Origin of the sequence: Enterococcus sp. DIV1444a, assembly GCF_051712125.1 — a bacterium.
Classification (GTDB): Bacteria; Bacillota; Bacilli; order Lactobacillales; family Enterococcaceae; genus Enterococcus; species Enterococcus faecalis.
This window is the reverse complement of record NZ_JBIOOG010000001.1, coordinates 2,388,028-2,402,500: the sequence shown is the minus strand read 5'-3', so window position 1 is coordinate 2,402,500 and position 14,473 is coordinate 2,388,028. Positions and strand designations below refer to the sequence as shown.

Below are 14,473 nucleotides of genomic sequence, written 5' to 3'. Positions count from 1 at the left end.
CATGAAGTGTATATTTTTACGACAACTGATCCTAACGCGACTGATTTTGAAGAAGATGTCATACGAATGCCTAGTGTGCCGTTTGTGTCTTTTAAAGATCGCCGAGTAGTGGTACGCGGCATGTGGTACGCCTATTTAATTGCCAAAGAATTGGAATTAGATTTAATTCATACACATACTGAATTTGGTGCGGGTATTTTAGGGAAAATGGTTGGGAAAAAAATGAAAATTCCTGTCATCCATACGTATCATACAATGTATGAAGATTACTTACATTATATTGCTAAAGGAAAAGTTGTCCGTCCATCACATGTTAAATTCTTTTCAAGAGTTTTTACAAATCATACAACAGGTGTTGTTTGTCCTAGTGAACGTGTAATTGAAAAATTACGGGATTATGGGGTGACTGCACCAATGAGAATTATTCCAACTGGCATCGAAATTGATAAGTTTTTACGTCCCGATATTACCGAAGAAATGATCGCTGGAATGCGTCAACAACTAGGTATTGAAGAGCAACAGATTATGTTGTTATCGTTAAGTCGAATTTCTTATGAAAAAAATATTCAAGCAATTATTCAAGGATTACCACAAGTTATTGAAAAATTACCACAAACTCGTCTAGTAATAGTTGGAAATGGTCCTTATTTAGAGGATTTAAAAGAATTAGCAGAAGAACTAGAAGTCAGTGAATACGTTCAATTTACTGGTGAAGTGCCAAATGAAGAAGTCGCCATTTATTATAAAGCTGCAGACTATTTTGTCAGCGCCTCAACGTCGGAAACACAAGGCTTAACTTATACAGAAGCGATGGCTGCTGGCGTTCAATGTGTTGCAGAAGGGAACGCCTATTTAAATAATTTATTTGATCATGAAAGCTTAGGCAAAACTTTTAAGACAGACAGTGACTTTGCTCCAACATTGATTGACTATATACAAGCAAATATTAAAATGGATCAAACCATTTTAGATGAAAAATTATTTGAAATTTCTTCTACAAACTTTGGCAATAAAATGATTGAATTTTATCAAGATACACTGATTTACTTTGATCAACTTCAAATGGAAAAAGAAAATACGGACTCAATAAAAAAAATTAAAGTAAAATTTACATCTTTAAGAAAATAAACTGCAAAACTTTCCTCCTTCGTTTATACTGAAGGAGGAAAGTTTTTTATTTTAAGAACGGAGGAAGCTACTATGTCTAAAATCGGCTTTATTGGAACGGGTGTCATGGGAAAATCAATTATTCGTAACATGATGAAAAATAATTTATCTGTCAATGTTTACAATCGAACAAAAAGTAAAACAGATGATTTAGTTGCAGAAGGAGCAGTTTGGTATGATACGCCCAAAGCAATTGCGGAAGCGAGCGATATCATTTTTACAATGGTTGGCTTTCCTTCAGATGTTGAAGGCGTGTATTTTAACGAAACAGGGATTTTTCAAGCAGATCTTACAGGTAAAATAGTAGTAGATTTAACTACAAGTACGCCGACCCTGGCTGAAAAGATTGCCAAAAAGGCAGAAGAAGTGGGTGCTCATGCGTTGGATGCGCCAGTTTCTGGTGGTGACTTAGGTGCTAAAAATGGAACCTTAACAATTATGGTTGGTGGCGATCAAGAAAGTTATGACACCGTCTTACCAATTTTCAAAACATTTGGTAAAACGTTTATGCTACATGGCTCAGCTGGAAAAGGGCAACACACTAAGATGGCGAATCAGTTAATGATTGCAGGTACTATGACTGGCTTGACTGAAATGCTCGTATACGCAAATGCGACAGGATTAACTTTAGAAAAAGTTCTGGAAACGGTTGGTGGTGGCAGTGCTGCGAACTGGTCATTGAGTAATTATGGACCGCGTATTTTAAAAGAAGATTATACGCCAGGCTTTTTTGTTAAACATTTTATCAAAGATTTAAAGATTGCCTTAGATGAAGCAAAAAAACTTGACCTTCCATTACCAGCGACGCAAAAAGCGACAGAATTATATGAAAGCCTTGCAGATAAAGGGTTTGAAAATGATGGCACACAGGCCCTAATTAAGCTTTGGTGGACAGACGGCAAGCAACCAACTAATAAAAATTAAAGAACAACAAAAAAATCAAAAAAAATGACGAAAAATCATGCAAGTTAGGCAATGTTTTGTTACAATGGTACAGAACTAGTTTGCAAAAGGAGGCCCACTGATGAAACACTCACAACTTGTGGCGATTATTAAGAGACTGGAAGCAATGATCGAAGCAGCAGATAATGAAGTACAAGTACGCCGCTTTGAACGTGAAGGCGTAGAGAAATGTATTGTAAGTTTTGATAAATCAACAGAAACATTTGAATTAACAGAATCTGATACGCACCAAAGCTATCAATTCGATAACATCGATATTGTAGCAATGGAAATTTACGACTTAATTCAATAATTAATCGTCCTACATTTTAATAAGGGAGTGGAGTAGAAGCACCAAAGCTTCTGGTTCACTCTCTTCTCGTATTATCCAGTCAAGTTGTAGCAGTAGCTTAGTGGGAGTTTAAGAATTATATAACAAAAATCACTGGCACTTCTCAATCAGGGGAGTGCCAGTGATGCTTTTTAGTTGCACTTCTTTCCTTTTTCTGTGAAAATAGTTTGGGTATCAAAGTAATTGATACTTTTTTTAAAAGCCCCGTCCCTTGAAAAATTACCTTTTTTGAAATATTTGAAGAATATTTCATTAAAAATATAGAAAATTCTCTTGCATTCTTTGCTTATTTACGATATAGTTTGAACATCAAATGTTTTGATAATCAAAGTATATGGATGGTGCACAGAATGGAACCTAATTTAGAAACAGTCAATGATTACTTAGTCAGTGTCTTTAATGACATCTTAACGATTGAAGAATCTGAATTGAAAAAATCACAATTTAATGATTTATCCATTACGGAGATGCACACAATCGAAGCAATTGGTATGTACAAGAAAAAAACGTCTTCAGAAGTAGCCAAAGAACTGTCAATTACCGTCGGAACACTTACTGTAGCAATTAACAACTTAGTTAAAAAAGGCTATGTTGAACGTTTGCGTAGTGAAGATGATCGACGTGTAGTAAAACTTGGCTTAACCAAAAAAGGAAAATTACTTTTTAGAGTCCATCAGCATTTTCATCGTGAAATGGTTAAAAACATTTTGAAAGGCATGGAGCAAGAAGAAGAACAAGCGCTGTTAAGAGCCCTGAAAAATCTTCATGATTTCTTGCAAGAATACAAATAAAAAGTGAGGATCCCCATGAAGAATTATGCACGAATTAGTTGTACAAGCCGTTATGTTCCAGAGAATTGTGTCACGAATCACCAACTGAGTGAAATGATGGATACCTCTGATGAATGGATACATTCGCGAACAGGCATTAGTGAACGTCGCATCGTTACGCAAGAAAATACGTCTGATTTATGTCATCAAGTCGCAAAACAGTTATTGGAAAAATCTGGAAAGCAAGCAAGTGAGATTGACTTTATTTTAGTCGCAACAGTGACACCAGATTTCAATATGCCTTCTGTTGCTTGCCAAGTGCAAGGCGCAATTGGTGCTACTGAGGCCTTTGCTTTTGACATCAGTGCAGCATGTTCTGGTTTTGTCTATGCCTTAAGCATGGCAGAAAAACTAGTCCTAAGTGGTCGTTATCAAACAGGTCTAGTAATCGGTGGCGAAACATTTTCCAAAATGTTAGATTGGACCGATCGCTCCACAGCGGTGCTTTTCGGTGATGGGGCTGCCGGCGTTTTGATTGAAGCGGCTGAGACACCGCATTTTCTAAATGAAAAATTACAAGCAGACGGGCAACGCTGGGCGGCTTTAACGTCAGGCTACACGAACAATGAAAGTCCTTTTTATCAGGGGCAAGAGCAAGCTAGCAAGACGCTACAGATGGAAGGACGTAGTATTTTTGATTTTGCGATCAAAGATGTTTCACAAAATATTTTATCACTCGTGACGGACGAAACCGTGGATTATCTTCTGCTACATCAAGCAAATGTGCGCATTATCGATAAAATTGCACGTAAGACGAAGATTTCCCGCGAGAAGTTTTTAACGAATATGGATAAATATGGCAATACCTCAGCTGCTAGCATTCCCATTTTGCTGGATGAAGCAGTTGAAAATGGGACCTTAATTTTAGGTTCCCAGCAACGCGTGGTGCTAACAGGATTTGGCGGCGGCTTAACATGGGGCTCACTGCTCCTAACGCTGTAAAAAACTGTTCACATATAAATGAAGAAAATGACTATTTTGGAGGAATATACACATGGTATTTGAAAAAATTCAAGCAATTATCGTAGAAGAATTAGGAAAAGATGCTGAAGAGGTCCAATTAACTACAAACATTCAAGAAGAATTAGACGCGGATAGCTTAGATTTATTCCAAATCATTAACGAAATCGAAGATGAATTTGATGTGAAAATCGAAACAGAAGATGGCATCCAAACCGTTCAAGATTTAGTAACATATGTAGAAAAACAACAAGCAAACTAATACATGAAAATAGGGGGCTGGGACATTTAATTGCTAAATGACCCAGTCCCTAAAAAAACAAGTAAATAAGCCGGAAAAATCCTTTTTTACTTGAATGAAGTGTACTTATCTTAGAACTAAAGGACGTATAAAATCAATGAATCAACAGTTATGTGAGTTGCTTGGAATTAATTATCCCATTTTTCAAGGCGGTATGGCTTGGGTAGCCGATGCTTCATTAGCAAGTGCCGTGTCAAACGCTGGTGGATTAGGGATTATTGCTGGCGGCAATGCCCCAAAAGAAGTCGTAAAAAAAGAAATTAAAAAAGTTAAAGAATTAACGGAGCAACCCTTTGGTGTCAATATCATGTTACTTTCACCTTTTGTAGATGAAATTGTCGATTTGGTTTGTGAAGAACAGATTCCTGTCGTTACGACAGGTGCGGGCAATCCAGCCAAATACATGGCTCGTTTTAAAGAACATAATATTAAAGTAATTCCAGTAGTTCCTTCTGTTGCTTTAGCAAAAAGAATGGAAAAAATTGGTGCCGATGCTGTCATTTTTGAAGGAATGGAAGCTGGTGGACATATCGGAAAGTTAACCACTATGAGTGGCTTACCGCAAATCGTTGACGCTGTGTCAATTCCTGTGATTGCAGCAGGTGGGATTGGTGATGGTCGTGGTATGGCTGCTGCCTTTATGTTAGGTGCTGAAGCAGTCCAGTTAGGTACACGCTTTTTAATTGCCAAAGAATGCAACGTTCATCCAGATTATAAACAGAAAGTTTTAAAGGCACGTGATTTAGATGCAGTAATTACCTGCCAACATTTTGGCCATCCAGTGCGTACTTTAAAAAATAAATTAACCGCTCAATATAATCAATTAGAAAAACAAGAACTCCAAAAAGAAGTTCCTGATTTAGAAATGTTTGAAAAGATTGGGCAAGGCGCTTTGCGCAAAGCTGTCGTTGACGGGGATATGGATTACGGTTCCGTCATGGCGGGACAAATTGCCGGGTTAATAAAAAAAGAAGAAACAGCCCAAGAAATCATTGATTCACTCATGTCTGAATACAAAGCGAGTGTACATAAGATGAATCAGCGTTGGGGCTAAGTGAATAATTTTAACAAAAAATGAGGTGTCGTATGAAAACAGCGATTTTATTTAGTGGACAAGGAGCCCAGTATCAAGGGATGGGTGAAGAATTATATCACCAAGAAGCGATTGTTCGGGAAACCTTCGATGAAGCAAGTCATATCTTAGGTTATGAGATGGCAGAACTTTGTTTTACTGAAAATGAACGTTTAAATGAAACAGAATACACGCAACCTGCTATTTTGACAGTCAGTGTCGCATTTTATCGTCTTTTGAAACAAAAAGGACTAACGCCTGATGTCGTAGCGGGTTTAAGCTTAGGGGAATATAGTGCTTTGGTTGCCAGCGGGGCTTTGCGTTTTTCAGAAGCAGTGGCCTTGGTCCAAAAGCGCGGACAGTACATGACAGACGCAGCACCACAAGGAACTGGCAAAATGGTTGCTGTCATGAATGCTGAGCGTGAAGTAATTGAAAAAGCCTGTCAAGAAGCCAGTGCTTTCGGAATTGTGGCTCCAGCAAATTATAATACACCACAACAAATCGTGATTGGTGGTGAGGTTGCTGCTGTTAATCAAGCGATGACACTTCTCAAAGAAGCTGGTGTGAAGCGAATGATTCCGTTAAATGTGAGTGGCCCTTTCCATACGGCACTGTTACAACCAGCATCAAAAAAATTGGCTCAGGATTTAGCGAAATTGGACTTTCAAACGATGCAAATTCCTGTCATTAGTAATACGACTGCCGAAATTATGCCACAAGAGGCAATTCAAGCGTTATTGGAAAAGCAAGTCATGTCTGCGGTGCGTTTTGAAGACAGTATCGAAACGATGAAGGCTATGAACGTAGGAACGATGATTGAAGTTGGTCCAGGGAAAACATTAACTGGTTTTGTTAAAAAAATTGACAAAACAATTGAAATGCACCGTGTGGAAGATGTTGCAACATTCACAGAAACTTTAACAGCACTTACTGGGAGGTAAAAAATGGAATTAACAGGAAAAAACGTATTTATTACTGGAAGCACTCGTGGGATTGGCAAAGCAGTTGCGTTAGCTTTTGCGAAAGAGGGCGCCAATATTGTCTTAAACGGTCGGAGTGAGATTACGCCAGAACAACGACAAGAAATTGAAGCCTTTGGGGTAAAATGTATTGGCCTTTCTGGAGATATTTCCGATTTTGATGCAGCAGGTGAGATGATTCAAGCAACCGTTGACCAATTAGGCTCGATTGATATTCTGGTGAATAATGCTGGGATTACGAATGACAAATTATTATTACGAATGACAAAAGAGGATTTTAATGCCTGTTTAGATATTAACTTGGTAGGAACTTTTAACATGACCCAACAAGCGGTTAAACGTATGATGAAACAACGAAGTGGCCGGATTATTAATATGGCTAGCGTTTCTGGTTTAATGGGAAATATTGGTCAAGCAAACTACGCTGCGAGTAAAGCGGGTGTTGTTGGTTTTACTAAATCGGTGGCGCGAGAAGTTGCGCCTCGTGGTATTACCTGCAATGCGATTGCACCAGGGTTTATCCAAACCGAAATGACGGATGTTTTATCAGAAAAAGTTAAAACACAAATGAATGCGCAAATTCCCTTACAAACGTTTGGGCAAGTCGAAGATGTCGCAGCTACAGCGATTTTCTTAGCTAAAAGTCCCTATATTACTGGGCAAGTCGTGAACGTTGATGGCGGCTTAGTCATGCACGGATAAACGAAAGGAGTCAAAAGGATGAATCGAGTAGTAATTACCGGTTACGGTGTCACCTCGCCGATTGGCAATGAACCTGAGACTTTTTTGGAAAGTTTGAAAACAGGGAAAAATGGTATCGGACCGATTAGTAAATTTGATGTCAGTGAAACAGGTGTGACCTTAGCAGCTGAAGTGAAAGACTTTCCAATGGAAAAATATTTTGTTAAAAAAGATGGCAAACGCATGGATAAGTTTTCGCTATTTGGCATTTATGCTGCCTTAGAGGCAATGGCTATGAGTGGCTTGGATACTAGTCAACTAGATGTGGATCGGTTCGGCGTTATGGTAGGCTCTGGTATTGGTGGTTTAGAAACAATTCAAAATCAAGTAATTCGGATGCACGACAAAGGACCTGAACGTGTTGCACCGTTATTTATTCCAATGGCGATTGGAAACATGGTGGCGGGAAATATCGCTTTACGTGTTGGTGCCAAAGGAATTTGTACTTCAACAGTGACGGCTTGCGCTAGTGCAACTCATTCAATTGGGGAAGCGTTCCGCAATATCAAACATGGCTACTCCGATGTCATTATTGCCGGTGGAGCAGAAGCGCCTATTACAGAAATCGGTATTTCAGGATTTGCTTCCTTGACCGCTTTAACAAAGGCGACTGACCCAGAAAAAGCCTCAATTCCCTTTGACAAAGAACGTAGTGGATTTGTGATGGGAGAAGGTGCGGGTGTCTTTATTTTAGAATCATTAGATCATGCTCTAGAACGAGGCGCAACTATTTTAGGTGAAGTGGTAGGCTATGGTGCTAATTGCGATGCCTATCATATGACATCACCAACCCCAGATGGGAGCGGCGCAGCGAAAGCCATGGTACTAGCAATGGAAGAAGCTGGGATTTCTCCAGAAAAAATTGGCTATATTAACGCCCATGGAACAAGCACACAAGCCAATGACAGTGCAGAATCTAAAGCAATTGAGTTAGCTTTAGGTGATGCCGCAAAAACGGCGTATGTAAGTAGTACGAAGAGTATGACGGGACATCTCTTAGGTGCCGCTGGTGGAATTGAAGGAATTGCCACCCTAAATGCTTTACAACATCAATTTATTCCACCAACCATTAATGTGGAAAAGCAAGATGAAGCAATTACGGTGAACGTTGTTTTAAACGAAAGCAAAGAGCATAAATTTGATTATGCTTTAAGTAACTCGCTAGGCTTTGGTGGCCACAATGCAGTTATTTGCTTAAAACGCTGGGAGGATTAACATGCAGTTAGAAGAAGTAAAAGCATTATTAACACAATTTGATCAATCAACTTTAACCGAATTTGATTTACGAGAAGGCTCGTTTGAATTATATATGAATAAAAATACAGCTTCTGGACGAAGTGCCGTAGAATCAGTAGCGCAACCACAAGAAACACCAGTAGCCTCTAGTACTAGTAGTGTGTCAGTGCCTGTTGAAACAGTTTCTGTTGTTGAAGAAACGCCAACCAATACACCGACAGCCAATGAAAAGACTGAAGAAATTACGTCACCAATTGTAGGAATCGTTTATTTACAACCAGCTCCAGATAAAGAAAACTTTGTCAAAGTAGGAGACACTGTTAAAACGGGTGACGTTGTGTGTATCGTTGAAGCGATGAAATTAATGAATGAAATTACGGCGACAGTTGACGGTGTGATTACCGAAGTGTTAGTCAACAATGAAGATGTGGTTGAATTTGGTCAGCCGCTATTCCGAGTTGCTAAAGGAGAATAAAACATGAAATTAACAATTACAGAAATTCAAGAAATTTTACCCCATCGTTATCCCTTTTTATTATTAGATAGTGTTGAAGAAGTCATTCCCGGGGAACGCGTTGTAGCGAAAAAAAATGTAACGGTTAATGAGCAAGTTTTTCAAGGTCATTTTCCTGGAAATCCTGTTTTGCCAGGAGTTCTAATTATTGAATCATTGGCTCAAGCAGGCGCCGTGGCACTACTTTCAATGCCTGAATTCAAAGGGAAAACGGCATACTTTGGTGGATTAGATAAAGCAAAATTTAGACAAAAGGTAACACCAGGCGACACATTAATTTTAGAAGTTGAACTTTTAAAAGTCCGCGCTTCTGCTGGAATGGGTAAAGGTGTGGCAAAAGTTAATGGAAAAAAAGTTGCCGAGGCTGAATTAACCTTTATGATTGGATAGGTGAAAAATGTTTTCGAAAGTATTAATCGCAAACCGCGGAGAAATCGCTGTTCGCATTATTCGTGCCTGTCGCGAATTAGGCGTTCAAACAGTTGCTGTTTACTCTGAAGCGGATCAAGAAGCGTTACACACACAGTTAGCAGATGAAGCCATTTGTATTGGACCGGCGAAAGCAACTGATTCTTATTTAAATGTTCAAGCTGTTTTAAGTGCAGCGATTGTTACCAATGCTGAAGCGATTCATCCAGGGTTTGGTTTCTTATCTGAAAATAGTCAATTTGCTTCAATGTGCGAAGAATGTAACATTACTTTTATCGGTCCTAAAGCAGAAACGATTGATGCAATGGGCAATAAAATAAACGCACGTCAACTGATGCAAAAAGCGAAGGTACCTGTTATTCCAGGGAGTGATGGCGTCATTGCTTCTGTCGAAGAAGCGTTGTCGATTGCTGAAGAAATTGGTTACCCAGTGATGTTAAAGGCAGCTGCTGGTGGTGGCGGAAAAGGGATCCGAAAAGTTCTTTCAAAAGAAGAGTTACCGAAACACTTTACTTCAGCGCAGCAGGAAGCCAAAGCCGCATTTGGTAATGATGATATGTATTTAGAAAAAATTATTTATCCAGCACGTCATATCGAAGTGCAAATTTTAGGTGATCAATATGGGCATGTGATTCACTTAGGGGAACGTGATTGCTCACTACAAAGAAATAATCAAAAAGTATTAGAAGAATCACCATCGATTGCTATTTCTGAAGAAAAGCGTCAGATGTTAGGCGAAACGGCCGTTCGAGCAGCACAAGCTGTGCATTATGAAAATGCCGGAACCATTGAATTTTTGATGGATCCAGCTGGCGACTTTTATTTTATGGAAATGAATACCCGCATCCAAGTCGAACATCCAGTTACGGAAATGGTAACAGGGATTGATTTAGTCAAAGCACAATTAGAAATTGCTTCAGGTGAACCTTTAGCCTATACCCAAGAGGATGTTATCATGACTGGGCATGCGATTGAGTGCCGAATTAACGCTGAAAATCCTGCCTTTAATTTCGCCCCTTCACCAGGTAAAATTCAAAATCTCTTGTTGCCTAGTGGTGGAATGGGCTTGCGTGTAGACAGCGCTATGTATTCAGGTTATTCAATTCCGCCTTATTATGATTCAATGATTGCGAAAGTCATTGTGCATGGTGAAAATCGTTTTGATGCCTTGATGAAAATGCAAAGGGCTTTAAATGAAATTGTAACAGAAGGTATTATTACGAATGCCGAATTCCAATTGGATTTAATTACACATGACAATGTTTTGACGGGTGACTATGACACAAGCTTTTTACAAGAAACATTTCTACCAAATTGGGAGCCAGAAAGCAATCATTAAAGAAAGAACGCCGCAAGAGCTCTCTTGCTTGGAAAGATTATTGATCTTTTGAAAGGAGCTGTGCTCTTGCCGCTAAAATACGAGGAGTAAGCAAATGGCATTATTTAAAAAGAAAAATTACATTCGCATTAATCCAAATCGTGCTGATGCAAATGATGCATCAAAGAAGCCTTCTGTTCCAGATAATATGTGGGCAAAATGCCCTTCTTGTAAGCGAACACTGTATACAAAAGAAATGGGTGCAGAAAAAATCTGTCCGCATTGTGGCTATAGTTTTCGGATTGGTGCATGGGAACGATTAGCGATAACCGTTGATGAAAAAAGTTTCCACAATTGGGACAGTGAATTAGTGACAAAAGATCCACTAAATTTTCCTGGTTATCTTGAAAAGATTGAAAAAATGCAAGAAAAAACTGGACTAGATGAAGCTGTCTTAACGGGAGAAGCAACAATTGAAGGACAAGCTGTTGCAATTGGAATCATGGATGCTAATTTTATCATGGGCAGTATGGGAACGATTGTTGGTGAAAAAATTACACGCTTATTTGAACGGGCGACAGAAAAGCATTTACCAGTGGTGATTTTCACTGCATCTGGTGGTGCCCGTATGCAAGAAGGAATTTTTTCATTGATGCAAATGGCGAAAATTTCGGCTGCTTTGCAACGGCATAACAAAGCAGGCTTGCTGTATCTTACGGTCTTGACTGACCCAACGACTGGTGGTGTTACCGCAAGTTTTGCGATGGATGGCGATATTATTTTGGCAGAGCCTCAGAGTTTAATCGGTTTTGCTGGCCGCCGTGTAATTGAACAAACAATTCGTCAAGAGTTACCAGATGATTTTCAAAAGGCTGAGTTTCTTTTAGAACATGGCTTTGTAGACCAGATTGTGCCAAGAAATCTTTTGCGTCAACGATTGAGCGACTTGTTACGTTTACATTCTTTGGAAGGGTGGCGCTAGCATGGAAAAGAAAACAGCCAATGATGTTGTTACCTTGGCCAGAGCCCAAGATCGTTTAACAACTTTAGAATATATAGAAGCAATTTTTGATGACTTCTTAGAATTTCATGGGGATCGTTACTTTGCCGATGACTCAGCTGTAGTCGGTGGTGTTGCTACTTTGCAAGGGAAACCAGTTACAGTGGTAGGTATCCAAAAAGGCCGAAATCTACCAGAAAATATTGAACGTAATTTTGGTTCACCTAATCCTGAAGGGTATCGCAAAGCGTTACGTTTAATGAAACAAGCGGAAAAATTTAATCGCCCAGTCATTACCTTTGTGAATACTGCTGGTGCCTATTGTGGCATTGGTGCTGAAGAGCGAGGAGAAGGGGAAGCCATTGCGCAAAACCTGTTAGAAATGTCTGATTTGAAAGTGCCAATTATTTCAGTCATCATTGGTGAGGGCGGCAGTGGCGGTGCTTTAGCTTTAGCAGTCGCAGATGAAGTTTGGATGTTGGAACACACGATTTATGCGGTCCTTTCGCCAGAAGGTTTCGCCTCTATTTTGTGGAAAGATGGCAGTCGTGCGAAAGAAGCAGCAGAATTGATGAAAATCACAGCGACAGAGCTGAAGGAATTAGCTATTGTAGATAAAGTAATTCCAGAAGTTATGAATGGTCAGCCTCTGGAACAAGCAAAAATTAATCGCATGTTACAAAAAGCGTTCATTTCAAAATTAACTGAATTAGCTAAATTAGATACGGAAACGTTACTAGAAAAAAGATACCAACGTTTTCGCAAATATTAGAAGTTACTACTCATCAACGAACTTTTCAGGGGTTGATGGGTGGCTTTTTTTATTTTTTCTTTTATTTTACTTGTTCTTTTACAAGGAACGACCGTCCTTTATAGAAATTTTCAGTAAAATGCAGTATAATACAATAGGTAGAGACTGAAGCATAATTGTTTAGTTATGTTTCAGTCTCTTAAAATCGAAGAAACTACATAGTGTCAGTGAGAGGAGTCACGATGTTTTCAAAATATAAACCGACATGGATGATTGATGCGATTTATAAAATTACCCCCGCACAATTAAAAAAACTGGGGATTAAGGCAGTGCTAACTGACTTAGATAATACTTTAATTGCTTGGAATAATCCCGATGGAACAGAAGAATTAAAAACTTGGTTATTAGAAATGAAAAATGCAGGAATTACTGTCCTCGTTGTTTCAAACAACAAAGATAGCCGGATTAAACGCGTTGTTGAAAAGTTTGACTTAGATTATGTAGCACGTGCCTTGAAACCAACCGCACGTGGCTTCAAATTAGCAGAAAAAAAATTAGGTTTGAAGCCGTCTGAAATGTTAATGGTCGGCGATCAGATTATGACAGATATTCGGGGAGCTAACGCAGCGGGCATACGCAATGTTTTAGTTCAACCGATTGTCGATACAGATGGTTGGAATACTAGAATCAATCGGTTCTTTGAACGGAAAATTATGAAATACTTATCAAAAAAACATCCAGAAATGACATGGAGAGGCGGATTAGAATGACAGAGGCAATTCATTGTATTGGCTGTGGTGCGATTATCCAAACGGAAAATCCTCATGAATTAGGCTATACACCAAAAACAGCTTTCGAAAAAGGAATGGAAACAGGGGAAGTTTATTGCCAACGTTGTTTTCGCTTAAGACATTATAATGACATTCAAGATGTCCAATTAACAGACGATGACTTTTTACGTTTATTGAATGGTTTAGGAACAGAAGATGCGCTGATTGTGAACGTAGTGGATATTTTTGACTTTAATGGGTCTCTCATTCCAGGATTACATCGTTTTATCGGAGACAATCCCGTGTTGTTAGTTGGCAATAAAGTGGATATTTTGCCTAAATCATTAAAAAAACCTAAAATGGTTCAATGGATGAGAGAACGGGCCCATGAAGCAGGATTACGCCCTGTTGATGTTTTACTAACAAGTGGCAAGAAACCGCAAGAAATGCAAGAGTTATTAGATATAATCGAAAAATATCGTGAAGGCCGAGACGTTTATGTCGTAGGTGTGACCAATGTTGGAAAATCAACACTAATCAATCAAATCATTCAACAAACAGTGGGTGTTCAAGATGTGATTACAACATCACAATTTCCTGGCACAACGCTAGATAAAATTGAAATTCCATTAGACGATGGCCACTTTTTAATCGATACGCCAGGAATTATTCACCGTCATCAAATGGCACATTACCTAGGTAAAAAAGACTTGAAAATTATTGCACCGCAAAAAGAAATCAAACCGAAAGTTTACCAATTAAATGCTGAACAAACCTTGTTTTTAGGTGGCTTGGCTCGCTTTGATTATGTCCAAGGTGCTAAAAGTTCCTTCATTGCCTATGTTTCCAATGACTTAAATTTACACCGAACAAAAACAGCAACCGCCGATGCTTTTTATGAAAAACATGTTGGTGGCTTATTACAGCCTCCACGTGCCGATGAAGTCGCTGAGTTTCCTGAATTAGTGCGCTTTGAATTTTCCGTGAAAGAAAAAACGGATATTGTGTTTGCTGGTCTAGGTTGGATTACTGTCACAGAACCTGGTGTCGTCGCTGGTTGGGCGCCTAAAGGTGTCGATGTTTTACGTAGAAAAGCATTAATTTAAA

The 14,473-nt window shown here is 39.0% G+C and carries 17 protein-coding genes (1 of these 17 cut by a window edge); all 17 read left to right on the top strand.

Translation table 11 applies throughout. The features are described from left to right. Nucleotides 1-1,128 carry the 3' portion of a cell wall glycolipid biosynthesis glucosyltransferase BgsB gene (bgsB, locus tag IGI87_RS11595; protein WP_104858166.1) on the top strand. 96 nt of this gene lie to the left of the window's left edge, so the window shows 1,128 of its 1,224 coding nt (coding positions 97-1,224); its start codon lies beyond the left edge, outside the window; it ends in the stop codon at nucleotides 1,126-1,128. Between the two features lie 72 nt (nucleotides 1,129-1,200). After that, nucleotides 1,201-2,091: an NAD(P)-dependent oxidoreductase gene (locus IGI87_RS11590; protein ID WP_104855058.1), complete on the top strand. Its 891-nt coding sequence runs from the start codon at nucleotides 1,201-1,203 to the stop codon at nucleotides 2,089-2,091. Between the two features lie 100 nt (nucleotides 2,092-2,191). Further along, nucleotides 2,192-2,422, top strand: coding sequence for a YkuJ family protein (locus tag IGI87_RS11585; RefSeq protein WP_002379802.1), 231 nt, complete (start codon nucleotides 2,192-2,194; stop codon nucleotides 2,420-2,422). Between the two features lie 389 nt (nucleotides 2,423-2,811). Further along, on the top strand, nucleotides 2,812-3,252 hold the full coding sequence (gene fabT, locus IGI87_RS11580; protein ID WP_002362455.1) for a fatty acid biosynthesis transcriptional regulator FabT: 441 nt from the start codon (nucleotides 2,812-2,814) through the stop codon (nucleotides 3,250-3,252). A 15-nt stretch (nucleotides 3,253-3,267) separates the two neighbouring features. After that, on the top strand, nucleotides 3,268-4,233 hold the full coding sequence (locus IGI87_RS11575; RefSeq protein WP_280212132.1) for a beta-ketoacyl-ACP synthase III: 966 nt from the start codon (nucleotides 3,268-3,270) through the stop codon (nucleotides 4,231-4,233). Nucleotides 4,234-4,285: 52 nt separating this feature from the next. Further along, nucleotides 4,286-4,513: an acyl carrier protein gene (locus IGI87_RS11570; protein ID WP_002356278.1), complete on the top strand. Its 228-nt coding sequence runs from the start codon at nucleotides 4,286-4,288 to the stop codon at nucleotides 4,511-4,513. 136 nt (nucleotides 4,514-4,649) lie between these two features. Further along, nucleotides 4,650-5,606: an enoyl-[acyl-carrier-protein] reductase FabK gene (gene fabK / locus IGI87_RS11565; RefSeq protein WP_104855055.1), complete on the top strand. Its 957-nt coding sequence runs from the start codon at nucleotides 4,650-4,652 to the stop codon at nucleotides 5,604-5,606. Between the two features lie 32 nt (nucleotides 5,607-5,638). After that, nucleotides 5,639-6,568, top strand: a complete 930-nt coding sequence (fabD, locus tag IGI87_RS11560) for an ACP S-malonyltransferase (protein WP_104855054.1) — start codon at nucleotides 5,639-5,641, stop codon at nucleotides 6,566-6,568. Between the two features lie 3 nt (nucleotides 6,569-6,571). Beyond that, the gene (gene fabG / locus IGI87_RS11555) at nucleotides 6,572-7,309 is read left to right on the top strand and encodes a 3-oxoacyl-[acyl-carrier-protein] reductase (RefSeq protein ID WP_280212135.1); all 738 of its coding nucleotides are present in this window, start codon (nucleotides 6,572-6,574) and stop codon (nucleotides 7,307-7,309) included. An 18-nt stretch (nucleotides 7,310-7,327) separates the two neighbouring features. Continuing rightward, nucleotides 7,328-8,563: a beta-ketoacyl-ACP synthase II gene (gene fabF / locus IGI87_RS11550; protein WP_104855052.1), complete on the top strand. Its 1,236-nt coding sequence runs from the start codon at nucleotides 7,328-7,330 to the stop codon at nucleotides 8,561-8,563. A 1-nt stretch (nucleotide 8,564) separates the two neighbouring features. Beyond that, nucleotides 8,565-9,059: an acetyl-CoA carboxylase biotin carboxyl carrier protein gene (gene accB, locus IGI87_RS11545; protein WP_438737091.1), complete on the top strand. Its 495-nt coding sequence runs from the start codon at nucleotides 8,565-8,567 to the stop codon at nucleotides 9,057-9,059. Nucleotides 9,060-9,062: 3 nt separating this feature from the next. Continuing rightward, nucleotides 9,063-9,488 (top strand): 3-hydroxyacyl-ACP dehydratase FabZ, encoded by a 426-nt coding sequence (gene fabZ, locus IGI87_RS11540; protein ID WP_002356286.1) that lies wholly within the window; start codon nucleotides 9,063-9,065, stop codon nucleotides 9,486-9,488. Between the two features lie 7 nt (nucleotides 9,489-9,495). Continuing rightward, entirely contained in the window at nucleotides 9,496-10,866 is a 1,371-nt protein-coding gene (locus tag IGI87_RS11535) for an acetyl-CoA carboxylase biotin carboxylase subunit (protein WP_104855050.1), read from the top strand. Between the two features lie 94 nt (nucleotides 10,867-10,960). Beyond that, the gene (accD, locus tag IGI87_RS11530; RefSeq protein WP_002356293.1) at nucleotides 10,961-11,827 is read left to right on the top strand and encodes an acetyl-CoA carboxylase, carboxyltransferase subunit beta; all 867 of its coding nucleotides are present in this window, start codon (nucleotides 10,961-10,963) and stop codon (nucleotides 11,825-11,827) included. Between the two features lies 1 nt (nucleotide 11,828). Next, on the top strand, nucleotides 11,829-12,617 hold the full coding sequence (locus tag IGI87_RS11525; protein WP_113794560.1) for an acetyl-CoA carboxylase carboxyl transferase subunit alpha: 789 nt from the start codon (nucleotides 11,829-11,831) through the stop codon (nucleotides 12,615-12,617). 221 nt (nucleotides 12,618-12,838) lie between these two features. Next, nucleotides 12,839-13,366, top strand: a complete 528-nt coding sequence (locus IGI87_RS11520; protein ID WP_002356296.1) for a YqeG family HAD IIIA-type phosphatase — start codon at nucleotides 12,839-12,841, stop codon at nucleotides 13,364-13,366. After that, entirely contained in the window at nucleotides 13,363-14,472 is a 1,110-nt protein-coding gene (gene yqeH, locus IGI87_RS11515) for a ribosome biogenesis GTPase YqeH (RefSeq protein WP_104855048.1), read from the top strand. Before IGI87_RS11520 ends, yqeH begins: the two co-directional genes overlap by 4 nt. Nucleotide 14,473 lies beyond the last annotated feature (1 nt).